General features: G+C 59.1%; 10 protein-coding genes and 2 pseudogenes. 4 read left to right on the top strand and 8 right to left on the bottom strand.

What is annotated here, in order from left to right; translation table 11 throughout:
• Positions 1–320: pseudogene (locus WA157_RS03450) on the top strand (histone); the annotation flags it as partial.
• Positions 321–402: 82 nt separating this feature from the next.
• Here the strand turns inward: WA157_RS03450 and WA157_RS03445 are convergent.
• The 6 genes from WA157_RS03445 to WA157_RS03420 form a co-directional block, all read right to left on the bottom strand.
• Entirely contained in the window at positions 403–1,344 is a 942-nt protein-coding gene (locus WA157_RS03445; RefSeq protein ID WP_422619625.1) for a zinc-ribbon and DUF3426 domain-containing protein, read from the bottom strand.
• A 34-nt stretch (positions 1,345–1,378) separates the two neighbouring features.
• Positions 1,379–2,284 (bottom strand): 50S ribosomal protein L11 methyltransferase, encoded by a 906-nt coding sequence (gene prmA, locus WA157_RS03440; RefSeq protein ID WP_422619624.1) that lies wholly within the window; start codon positions 2,282–2,284, stop codon positions 1,379–1,381.
• A 193-nt stretch (positions 2,285–2,477) separates the two neighbouring features.
• Entirely contained in the window at positions 2,478–3,827 is a 1,350-nt protein-coding gene (gene accC / locus WA157_RS03435) for an acetyl-CoA carboxylase biotin carboxylase subunit (RefSeq protein ID WP_422619623.1), read from the bottom strand.
• 18 nt (positions 3,828–3,845) lie between these two features.
• Positions 3,846–4,286, bottom strand: a complete 441-nt coding sequence (gene accB / locus WA157_RS03430; protein ID WP_422619622.1) for an acetyl-CoA carboxylase biotin carboxyl carrier protein — start codon at positions 4,284–4,286, stop codon at positions 3,846–3,848.
• Positions 4,287–4,455: 169 nt separating this feature from the next.
• Positions 4,456–5,022, bottom strand: coding sequence for a TlpA family protein disulfide reductase (locus tag WA157_RS03425; protein ID WP_422619621.1), 567 nt, complete (start codon positions 5,020–5,022; stop codon positions 4,456–4,458).
• A 2-nt stretch (positions 5,023–5,024) separates the two neighbouring features.
• Complete coding sequence (locus WA157_RS03420; protein WP_422619620.1) at positions 5,025–5,612, bottom strand: hypothetical protein; 588 nt, start codon at positions 5,610–5,612, stop codon at positions 5,025–5,027.
• Between the two features lie 55 nt (positions 5,613–5,667).
• Between WA157_RS03420 and mpl the strand changes: the two genes are divergently transcribed.
• Entirely contained in the window at positions 5,668–7,068 is a 1,401-nt protein-coding gene (gene mpl, locus WA157_RS03415) for a UDP-N-acetylmuramate:L-alanyl-gamma-D-glutamyl-meso-diaminopimelate ligase (protein ID WP_422619619.1), read from the top strand.
• Between the two features lie 81 nt (positions 7,069–7,149).
• On the opposite strand, the gene WA157_RS03410 is transcribed toward mpl, so the two are convergent.
• Both WA157_RS03410 and WA157_RS03405 read right to left on the bottom strand, forming a co-directional pair.
• Positions 7,150–8,118, bottom strand: coding sequence for a lipase secretion chaperone (locus WA157_RS03410; RefSeq protein ID WP_422619618.1), 969 nt, complete (start codon positions 8,116–8,118; stop codon positions 7,150–7,152).
• Positions 8,119–8,125: 7 nt separating this feature from the next.
• Complete coding sequence (locus WA157_RS03405; RefSeq protein ID WP_422619626.1) at positions 8,126–9,043, bottom strand: lipase family alpha/beta hydrolase; 918 nt, start codon at positions 9,041–9,043, stop codon at positions 8,126–8,128.
• Positions 9,044–9,458: 415 nt separating this feature from the next.
• Between WA157_RS03405 and WA157_RS03400 the strand changes: the two genes are divergently transcribed.
• A complete protein-coding gene (locus WA157_RS03400; protein ID WP_011465631.1) occupies positions 9,459–10,091 on the top strand; it encodes a DUF6806 family protein in 633 nt (210 codons plus the stop codon).
• Between the two features lie 109 nt (positions 10,092–10,200).
• A pseudogene (locus WA157_RS03395) lies at positions 10,201–10,846 on the top strand (MSHA biogenesis protein MshE); the annotation flags it as partial.

Below are 10,846 nucleotides of genomic sequence, written 5' to 3'. Positions count from 1 at the left end.
AAGCTGCACCAGCAAAGAAAGCTGCACCAGCAAAGAAAGCTGCACCGGCTAAGAAAGCTGCACCGGCTAAGAAGGCTGCACCGGCTAAGAAGGCTGCACCGGCTAAGAAGGCTGCACCGGCTAAGAAGGCTGCACCAGCTAAGAAGGCTGCACCAGCTAAGAAGGCTGCACCAGCTAAGAAGGCTGCACCAGCTAAGAAGGCTGCACCAGCTAAGAAGGCTGCACCGGCTAAGAAGGCAAGCGCTCCAGCGGCACCTGTGGCTCAGACCACCTTGAACCCGCAAGCGGCCTGGCCTTTTCCATCGGGCAGCAAACCCTGAAAAACCAAGCTGGTTTTTCTTCAAGCCCGGTGTCGCAAGGCCCCGGGCCTTTTTTTGCCCCCGGCAAAGGGGGGAAATAAGCTCAGGGATAAAAGGTTAGCAAACGATACCCTGCGATGCGATCAGACGTGCCCACCGCCTTGATCTCCAGGGCCAGAGAGATCGGCCACTCAGCGCCCGCAGTCATCGCATCCGATTTAACGCCGAGTTCCGAGGGCAGTAGTACCCGCCGCACGACTGGCTGATCCAGTGAGTCAGTCAGCGTCAGCTCAACTGCCGACACAGCCAGTGAAATATCCGCTGTATTTTTTATCGTGAAATTCAAACGGTAAGAATCGCCCTGAAGTCTGTTAAATGACGAACTGTCAATTACGATGGATTCAATACGTCGCAACGGCGACACGACGCAATTCAAAGGCGCACAGAGGGCCAGCAACAAGGGCCGCAAGCCAGGCTCCAACGCCACGATCCGATCGCGCTCATGCAACACAATTTGCCCCAACAGCCCGAGCAGCAATACCAAACTCAGCAAAACCAAAGTCGCACGCATGATCGGCTTGTGCCAAAAAACGCCACTCTTGCCGTCCTGCAGAAAAGAAACTTCGTCCAGCTCAGCACGGAAGTCGGTTTCGTCGGCGTCTCGGCCGGCATCTGCCGTGTATCCGGGTGCCATGACTGTTGAAACGGCTGACAGCGCCAAGTCCGAGGTATCCATAGGGTGCACAGACTCATCCGACCCATCGAGTTCCTCCACCAAAGGTGTTGGAACGGACGAATCTTCATCAACCGGCGAGACCTCGGCCGCAGGCAACCCGGATGCATCCACCGCGGTCAGGGCCTCGGGCAACTCCGGCTGCTGAGTTGATGGCAATTGCGGCGCAGGCGGCGCCTGTAGCAGGTGAAGCGCAGCGTCGAATATTTCGTCACATTGACCGCACCTCACCCAGCCTTCGGAAATCCGAAGTTGGTCTGGCACGACCTTGAACAGGGTCTGGCAGGACGGGCAACGTGTGATCAGGCTCATGGGTTGAAAATTGTAGAGCCGTGCCCGAAACAACTCAGTTCGACGCGGTCATCAATATCCAGCCCTCTTGCTGGTCAGAAATCACCAATTGGCAATAGGGTGCGTAAGCCGCTTTCAGCTCATCAGCCTGGGTGCCAAGAATGCCGGCCAATACCAGCGAGCCACCGGGTGCCACATGCGACCACAACAAGGGAGCCAGCACCTTCAAGGGAGTCGCCAAGATATTGGCCAACACGGTTTGATAGACACCCGTGGCGGCATCCGGGAAGCCGGCCTTCAGATGAACCTGATTGGCCTGCGCATTCAGCACGGTCGATTCAACCGCCGCATCATCAATATCAACTGCGTCAATGTCAGTGGCGCCATACTTGGCCGCGCCGATGGCGAGAATGCCCGAGCCACAACCGTAATCCAGCACCCGGCCCAGCGCATGATTGACTGTGGATTCATCGCCGTGACCACGCTGGGCAATCCAGCGCAAACACATGCGGGTGGTCGGGTGGGTGCCAGTGCCAAACGCCAAACCCGGGTCGAGACGAATGACAATGCGGGCCTGCGCGGGCGGTTCGTGCCAGGTCGGCACGATCCAGAACTCTGGCGTAATTTCCACCGGCGTGAACTGGGACTGGGTCAAACGCACCCAATCCTGCTCCGCCACGGCCTGCATACCCAACAGTTGGCAGTCCGAAAAAAAATCCTGCGCTTGCAACAGGTCCAAGGCTTCTTTCGCCAACACCTCAGAGGCATACAGCGCGCTTACCCGCGAGCGCTGCCAACCCGTTTTGGGTGGCGGCATGCCGGGCTCTCCGAACAAAGCCTGCTCGGCATCGGTCTGGGCATCGGCATCCTCGATACTGACGCTCAAGGCGTCCAGCGCTTCGAGCGTGTCACTCAAGGTCCCAACCCGGTTCTCCGGGCACATCAAGGTCAGTTCAAACATGCGTTTCTAATGAGTTGAGGACAGAGCTGGTTCGCTACGCGTAACTGCGGTCTGTCCCGCAAGGTTTCAGGTTAGTTGAGGACAGAGCTGGTTCGCTGCGCGTCACTGCGGTCTGTCCCGCAAGGTTTCAGGCTGGTTGAGGACAGAGCCGGTTCGCGCAGCAATACGGCGGCCTGTCCCGCAAGGTTTCAGTCTAGCGTGTGTGCTGGGCAAGCCATTCTTCAAGATAGTGGATGTTGGTGCCACCGGACATGAACTTCGCGTCCACCATCAACTCTCGGTGCAGCGCAATGTTGGTGTTGATGCCCTCCACCACCGTTTCACCCAAGGCTGTGCGCATGCGCGCCAAGGCCTGCTCACGTGTGTCGCCGTGCACAATGATCTTGCCAATCATCGAGTCGTAATTTGAGGGAACGAAGTAATTGGTGTAGATGTGGGAGTCCACCCGCACCCCTGGCCCGCCCGGTGCGTGCCACATGGTGACACGACCGGGTGAAGGAATGAATTTAAAGGGGTCTTCAGCATTCACACGACATTCAATGGCGTGTCCACGAATCTCAATCTGGCGTTGCGTGAACGGCAACTTCTCGCCGGCCGCCACCATGATCTGGGTCTTGACAATATCCACGCCGGTGATCATTTCCGTGACCGGGTGCTCCACCTGCACGCGGGTATTCATTTCAATGAAATAAAACTCGCCGTCTTCATACAAAAACTCGAAAGTGCCGGCCCCGCGATAGCCAATTTTCTTGCACGCTGACACGCAGCGATCGCCCAGGCGTTCAATCAGCTTGCGTGCAATACCAGGCGCAGGCGCTTCTTCCAGCACTTTTTGGTGCCGCCGCTGCATCGAGCAATCTCGCTCACCCAGGTAAACCGCGTTCCTGTACTTGTCCGCCAGAATCTGGATTTCAATATGCCTGGGGTTCTGGAGAAACTTCTCCAGATACACCGCCGGGTTGCCAAAAGCGGAGCCGGCTTCGGCCTTGGTCATGGTGACAGCATTGAGCAAAGCCGCTTCGGTATGGACCACGCGCATACCGCGTCCACCCCCGCCCCCCGCAGCCTTGATGATGACCGGATACCCCACGGCCTTGGCAATACGGCGAATTTGCACCGGATCATCGGGCAGCTCGCCTTCAGAACCTGGCACACAGGGAACACCGGCCTTGATCATCGCCTGCTTGGCAGAGACCTTGTCACCCATCATGCGAATCGATTCGGGGGTCGGGCCAATAAACTGAAAACCACTTTTCTCCACCCGCTCGGCAAAATCAGCGTTTTCGCTCAAAAAACCGTAACCAGGATGGATCGCCTCGGCATCCGTCACTTCAGCGGCCGAAATGATGGCGGGCATATTCAGATAGCTCAGGGCCGACTGCGCCGGTCCGATGCAGACGGCTTCTTCGGCCAACTTGACGTACTTGGCTTCTCGATCAGCCTCCGAATAGACCATGACCGCCTGGATACCAAGCTCACGACAGGCACGTTGAATTCTGAGGGCAATTTCGCCCCGATTGGCAACCAGGATTTTCTTGAACATGGGAATGGCCGCTTTACATCACTCAATCACAAACAAGGGCTGTCCGTACTCAACGGCCTGTCCGTTCTCGCAAAGAATTTGCGTCACCGTTCCCGACTTGTCGGCTTCGATTTCATTGAGAATCTTCATGGCCTCAATAATGCAGACGGTTTCACCGATTTTGATGGCGTCCCCAAGCTCGACAAAAGCCTTGGCACCCGGGGACGCGGACCGATAAAAAGTGCCCACCATCGGCGATTTGACGGTGTGGACAACAACGGTGGGCGCAGCCGCGGGCGCAGGACTCTGGGCCGCCACCGCAACAGGCGCCAGCGCCGCGGCGGGTGCCGCATACTGCTGAACCATGGCGCCACCGCCCTTGACGATGCGAACCTTGCCTTCGGCCTCTGTGATCTCCAACTCCGAGACATTTGACTCTGACACCAGGTCAATCAGCGTCTTCAATTTTCTAAGGTCCATGAGATCTCCAACGAATTTAAAATAATGACGGGCGAATTTACCTTAAATTTCGCCAAAGTACAGCTATCTTCTTTTATTTTTCGGAATTTCCAGCCAATTTAGATGATCAATCTATTGGCCATTGGCACCGTCGAGCCGCCTGACAACGACTGTTTGTTGCGCTTCGCACCTATTTCAAGGAGGCCCAAGCCAACAGATTCGCCGGCGACACCTGGCCTATTTTACGATGCGCCACCATCCCATCCGATCCAAGCACAACAGTGAACGGCAAACCACCACTCGAATTACCGAGAGATTTGCTGAGTTCAACACCGGGAACTCCTGCCAGCACGACTGGAAAAGTCACAGGACTCTTTACCAGAAAACGCTTGACTGGCTCCAGCTGATCCACCGCCAAACCAAGCATTTGCCATCCTTTGGCTGAATATTCCTGATAGAAGCTGCTCAATAGCGGCAGTTCTTCCACACAAGGTGGGCACCAGGTGGCCCAGAAATTCAACAGCACAGGTTTGCCGCGCAACGAAGCCATACTGAACACGCCACCATCCAGTCCTGGGAACTCCAGTTGCCAAAGTCCCGAGTCGGCAGCCGCTGGCATCGTTTGCGGCGCGTAGGTCCGCCAAGCCAAGCCGACGCCTCCCAAAGCGGCGGCACCCGCCACCGCACCCATCAACCAGCGCCGACGGCTTCTGGAGCGGTTTTCTGCGAATTCGGAAGAAGGGGGCAATTCATTCATGGTCACTGATCATGCAACAGACGCCGCACCGCCACCATGTCCCCACGCGGTGGACGCCCTTTGGCATCAGGTTTGAGCGCGCCCCGCACGTCGTCGTGGTCGTACACCAACAAGTGAACGCCCACATCTTCCTTCAGGTCGGGGCAAAAGGCATGCACACTCAAGGCCTCAACCGCTTCACCGTTGAAACCGCTGACCGTGCGCGGCACATAGTCGACCTGATGGTCAATGAGCGATATCTCCGCTGATTTACTGTCATCACAAAACAACTGAATGTAAATATCCGACAGTCGCGTCGCGGTGCCGTGCCACACAGCCCCGCCCAGATAGGGCCTAAACGCCGCCATACGCTCCATCCAGACCAAGGCCAAGCGACGCAAGGCCAACAACTCACCGGGCTGGGTGTCGGCACAGAAGACTGACAGGTACTCCACCACCGCATCTTCGATTTCGTCATTGCCTGGCAAGGCGGTGCGCAGCGGCAGACCCATATGCTTGACGGCGCGGCGCTTGGCTGGCCCATACTCAAGCCCCTCTTCCACCACCAGGCGGGCAGCCACAGCCGAAATTTCTGATTTCAGGGTTTCCATACGGCCTCATTTTGCCCCGGTTTGGGGGCGCATGGCAGCAGCCTAAAATTCAACCATGCATATTCATATTCTTGGTATTTGTGGCACTTTCATGGGTGGCTTGGCCGCTTTGGCACGGGAGGCAGGCCACAAAGTCACCGGCTGCGACGCCGGCGTTTACCCGCCCATGAGCGACCAGTTGCGAGCGCTTGGCATTGACCTGATTGAAGGCTTCGGCGCCGACCAGTTGACACTTGTCCCTGACATGTTTGTGGTGGGCAACGTGGTCAGCCGCGCCCACCTGGCCGATGGAAGCCCGAAATTTCCCTTGATGGAAGCCATTCTGGACGCAGGCCTGCCCTACACCAGCGGCCCCCAGTGGCTGGCCGAGCACATCCTGCAGGGTCGACATGTCATCGCCGTCGCGGGCACCCATGGCAAAACGACTACCACCGCCATGGTCGCCTGGATACTGGAATGCGCTGGTTTGCAGCCCGGATTTCTGGTCGGCGGCGTGCCTGTGAATTTTGGCGTGTCAGCCCGCTTGGGAGCAGGCCGGACTTTTGTGATCGAAGCCGACGAATATGACACCGCATTTTTCGACAAGCGCAGCAAATTTGTGTATTACCGGCCGCGCACCGCCGTGCTCAACAACCTCGAATTCGACCACGCTGACATCTTTGATGACTTGGCCGCGATTGAGCGCCAATTTCATCACCTGCTGCGCACTGTGCCAGGCGCAGGCCCGCACGGTTCGGGTCGGGTCGTCGTCAACGGACTGGAAGAAAGCCTGGCACGGGTGATCCACGCGGGCTGCTGGAGTGAAGTCCGCAGCTTTGGCGCGGCGGTCAGTGATTTCACGGCGCGCGGTGAGCCGCAGGAATTCGACGTGTTGTACCAGAACCAGATCATCGGCCACGTGAAGTGGGCACTAACTGGCGTACACAACCAGCTCAATGCACTGGCGGCCATTGCGGCGGCCCAACATCTGGAGGTCTCGCCCGAGGCCGCCGCCCGTGCGCTGGGCAGCTTTGAAAATGTGAAACGACGCATGGAAATTCGCGGCAGCGTGCAGCGCGCTGATGGCAGCATCACGGTATACGACGACTTTGCCCACCACCCAACCGCCATTCGCACAACCGTCGACGGTCTGCGGCGAAAGCTGGGCCCCAAGCAACGCATCCTGGCGGTGTTTGAGCCGCGCAGCAACACCATGAAGCTCGGCACCATGAAAGCCCAATTGCCGTGGAGTCTGGCCGATGCCGATCTGGCTTTTTGCCACGGGGGTGGACTGGGCTGGGATGCGCGCGAGGCCTTGGCCAGCATGGGCGCCAAAGCCCAGGTGGCCGACACCATTGATGACTTGGTGGCGCAGGTGGTGGCGCAAGCGAGAGCGGGCGATCACATCCTGTGCATGAGCAATGGCGGCTTTGGCGGCGTTCACCTGAAGCTGTTACGGGCGCTAGAAAATAGATAGCAACTTACCCAACAGGGACGGGGGCTAGAACCAAAAAATGCTCATAGTGCCAACCCCTGTCAGCGCCGGGTCCAGCCCGGTTCAGGGTTCGTAAGCCGCCAGACGACGACGCTCGTCCGGGCTGAACCGGGACTGGCACAACTGCACTAACGCCGACTCGCGCTGTGCCGGCGGCGCGTCGGCCTGTGCTTCGAGCAACTTGCTGCGCTCGCTCAGGTAAGTGGCTATGCGGCTCTTCCAGGCGATTTCTTCGCGGTCCACCTCGGCCAGGCGGGCAGCGGCTTCAGGGTTGAGCTCCCTGGAGCGCATGCGATAAACATCGTCGTCGCTGGCGCCCTGGGCACGCAGGTCCTGCGCCATTTGCTCGATTCTGAGCACCCTGCGGGGTGCCTCGCGTTCTTCACGCAGCACCGCCGACTGGGTGGCATCGAGTGTTGCGAGTTGCTCCTTCTTCTGCGCTGGGGTGAGCGCCGGGTCCTGGCTGATCTCCAGCCGCGCCACGGCATCCATGTCGTAGTCGTCCTCAAAGCCGAACATGCCCTGGGTTTCTTCTGCGCTGAAGAACTGGGACCGCAGGTCCTGCATGGCCAGCAGGCGCCGATGGATGGCTGGCACGCCAGCGCCGGCCAACTCCGGGTTCTTGTCCAGCTCGACCAAAGCCAGCTTGAACTGCCAATACAGGGCCAACAAGCGCCTGGCCGCCGGCAGCTGACTGGGGGGCAAACGCCGTTGCAGCTGACTGCCGATTTCCAGCCTGATGGCATCAAGACTCTGCTCGCCGACGGCACTCAGGTAATAGTCGAACAGGCGTTTGAGTTCAGCGTAAGGCAACGGGCCTGACTGCGCCTGCGCGGCAGCTGGCAAAGCCCGCAAGTCGCCGTCCGGCACGGTGTCCTGCATGGAGTGCACAAACGCCGCCCCAACAGCCGCTGGCGCCGCGCTGGACGACGAGGTCTCGGGGGTGGCGGCGTGCGGCCACCCCCGCCAGCCTGCAAGCAGCAGGACCAGACCGAACAGGCCCCAGGCAAGGTGTCTGACACGCAGCTTCATCGGCGCGTTACAGGCCCAGGTTCTTCAACCGGTTGGCTTGCTGGCGGTACAGGGTGACCGGGTTGGTCTCGAACAGATTCACCAGGCCGACGATTTGATTGACTTCGTCCAGGTGGTTCAACGCATAGTCATCGCGGATCACACGACCCAGACGGCTGGAACAACTCGCCACCAGTCCATCGTTCTTGGCCCCGTTAAAGGCAAGCGAAGTCAACGCCAGAGCCGGGTCCAAGATGTCGAACAGGTTGGTGTAGGGTTTGGCACCGCTCCAGGAAAAATAAGACACGCCCCGCACCGCGTACGCGCCTTCGCCGCAGGCCGTGGTCGGCAGGCCTTCAGGATGCGCCAGATTGAACTTGAGCGAACCCGCGGTACTGAGCGACTGCGCCGCCGCCAGTGAGTCCTGCGACAGGCCCGAGCCGCCGGACAGGAAACTGATGATGGAGCCCAGGCCGTTGGTGATCGAAACCAGCACGCTGTTGGAGAGCGATCCGGGCGGTGCGACGCCCAGCAGCACATCGGCCACGGCCGAGCCCTTGTTCACACCGCCAACCGAGGTGACCGAGGCCACCAGATCAGGGCGCACCGAGGCGACGTAGCGGATGGTCGGGCCGCCATGGCTGTGCCCAATCAGGTTCACTTTGCTCGCGCCCGTGGCGGCCAGAATCTGTTTCACCTGGATCAGCAACTGCTCGCCCAGCACTTCAGTGCTGTTGGCCGCGGAGACCTGCGTCACGTACACCTGGGCACCGTCCGCGCGCAGGGCTGAAGGAATGCCATACCAGTATTCGAGCGGGCCGATATTGTCAAAGCCGAACAAACCATGCACCAACACAATCGGGAACTTGGTTTGGGTGTAGCCGGCCGCCCAGGAGGATGCGGGCAACAGCGCCAGGGCCAGCAAACAGCCACCGAGCCAAGTCATTAAAGTTTTTTTCAAGATTGTCTCCTGCAGGACCGCGAGGTCGATAGGGTTGAAAGGATTTCGCTTGACTAGCCAGTGCGACCTCTGGGGTGGGGCGCTGTCGCCTGATGACCGCCGCCGGAAGATCGTGTTAACCGGTTTTAGCCTGAATAGCACGAGTGTGCTTTTTTGGATGTTAGCGCGCGCTGAACGGTTTGTCATGCTGGAAAACCCGAGCGCTGGTAAACCCGGACTGAGCGGTGACTTGAAGCGCTCGCCATGGCACGGCCCGTCGCCTGCCTCGCTGGGACACGTCATGGCACAATCAGTCTCGACGAGTCAAAACCCAACCAGCAGGGCCACTTACTGAAACTTGAACCGATGCGGCTTCATGCCTATTTTTCGGTTTTGATCCTGACCACTAAATTCACATTCCATGGCACGCTACAACACCCCTTTTGAAATCCATGTCCATGGCCAGGTGAGCTTGCGCCCCAATGTTGTTTTTGAGCAGTTGCAAGAAGCCCTCAAGCCGCTATGGAAATACGCCGGTGCGCGGTCCTTGGCCGATGCCGCCGACAGCTCCTACGAAGACGAGCCGGGCATCAAATTTGACCCGCAGGAGCATCTGTTGCAGATGTGCTGGACCGTGGCCGGTGATGATGATTTTCGCCAGGTGCTCGATGAAATGTGCATGAACCTCAATGAGGTGGCGCAAGCCGGTGCCGCGATTGAAGTCACGTTTTATGACGCCGAGTTTGACGATGAGGACGAGGATTCGGACGCCGAGTCACGCGATGATTTTGTGATGCTCTTCGTGGGGCCGGACCCGGCGGCCATCATGCAAGTGCAGCGCGACTTGCTGGTGCAGGACGTGGTGAACCTGATGGAGCGTCATTTTGATGGCGCCGAACTGGTGGGCGTGGTGGCTGAAGTCGACAAATTGTTCAGCCAGCGCTTTGACGACCTGGTGAATTCGCTGCAACTCGGGCGCCCCCCGCGTGGTTCCGGCGGCGGCCATGGCGGCATCGGCCATGGCGGCGGGCGCAAGCCGCGCCATTTGCACTGAGGTGGCATGAGGCAAGGCATTTTTCAAGCCAAATCGGGCTCTAGCCCCCGTATTCATTGCCTAGTGCGCTATCATTTTTGTATTATTTAATCCCTGGATGACCTGACCAATGGCAGCCGTTTCTTCCCCGCAGGTCCGCTCACTGCCCACGCCTGGCCGGCCTGAGAAGCTGCGCCTGGGCGACGTGCTGGTTCAGCAGCGCCTGATTTCACAGGAACAGCTGCAAAAGACCCTGGACCTGCAACGTCAGACCGGCAAAAAGGTCGGCCGTCTGCTGATCGAGACCGGCATCATCACCGAAGAACTGCTGGCCAATGGTCTGGCGCGGCAGCTGCGCATTCCGTTCGTCAACCTCAAGACCTTCCCGTTTCGTGCCGACGTGATCAAGCTGCTGCCTGAATCGGCGGCGCGGCGTTTTCGGGCCTTGGTGCTCGAAGACAAAGGCGACTCCCTGCTGCTGGCCTTGGGCGACCCGCTGGACTTGTTTGCCTTTGATGAGTTGACGCGCCTGCTCAAGCGCAACATCGCCATCGCGGCGGTGCCAGAGACCCAGCTGGCGCTGGCGTTTGACCGGCTCTATCGCCGCACCGAAGAGATCAGCGGCCTGGCCCGCGCGCTGGAAAAGGATTTGGGTGACGCCGTTGACTTTGGCGAGCTCACGGCAACGGCCGGCATTGAGGGCGCGCCGGTGGTGCGCCTGCTGCAGTCGCTGTTTGAGGACGCCATTCAGGTCGGCGCCTCCGACGTGCACATTG

The sequence above is a fragment of the Rhodoferax ferrireducens genome (assembly GCF_049302455.1).
In the GTDB taxonomy this organism is placed as follows: Bacteria; Pseudomonadota; Gammaproteobacteria; order Burkholderiales; family Burkholderiaceae_C; genus Rhodoferax; species Rhodoferax ferrireducens_B.
Note: the sequence above shows the minus strand (reverse complement) of the source record. Positions and strands in the feature narration are given on the sequence as shown.

What these genes read in the sequence shown, in the direction of transcription:
- WA157_RS03445 (WP_422619625.1), bottom strand. Translation starts at nt 1,344, where the DNA reads ATGAGCCTGATCACACGTTGCCCGTCCTGCCAGACCCTGTTCAAGGTC.
- prmA (WP_422619624.1), bottom strand. Translation starts at nt 2,284, where the DNA reads ATGTTTGAACTGACCTTGATGTGCCCGGAGAACCGGGTTGGGACCTTG.
- accC (WP_422619623.1), bottom strand. Translation starts at nt 3,827, where the DNA reads ATGTTCAAGAAAATCCTGGTTGCCAATCGGGGCGAAATTGCCCTCAGA.
- accB (WP_422619622.1), bottom strand. Translation starts at nt 4,286, where the DNA reads ATGGACCTTAGAAAATTGAAGACGCTGATTGACCTGGTGTCAGAGTCA.
- WA157_RS03425 (WP_422619621.1), bottom strand. Translation starts at nt 5,022, where the DNA reads ATGAATGAATTGCCCCCTTCTTCCGAATTCGCAGAAAACCGCTCCAGA.
- WA157_RS03420 (WP_422619620.1), bottom strand. Translation starts at nt 5,612, where the DNA reads ATGGAAACCCTGAAATCAGAAATTTCGGCTGTGGCTGCCCGCCTGGTG.
- mpl (WP_422619619.1), top strand. Translation starts at nt 5,668, where the DNA reads ATGCATATTCATATTCTTGGTATTTGTGGCACTTTCATGGGTGGCTTG.
- WA157_RS03410 (WP_422619618.1), bottom strand. Translation starts at nt 8,118, where the DNA reads ATGAAGCTGCGTGTCAGACACCTTGCCTGGGGCCTGTTCGGTCTGGTC.
- WA157_RS03405 (WP_422619626.1), bottom strand. Translation starts at nt 9,043, where the DNA reads ATGACTTGGCTCGGTGGCTGTTTGCTGGCCCTGGCGCTGTTGCCCGCA.
- WA157_RS03400 (WP_011465631.1), top strand. Translation starts at nt 9,459, where the DNA reads ATGGCACGCTACAACACCCCTTTTGAAATCCATGTCCATGGCCAGGTG.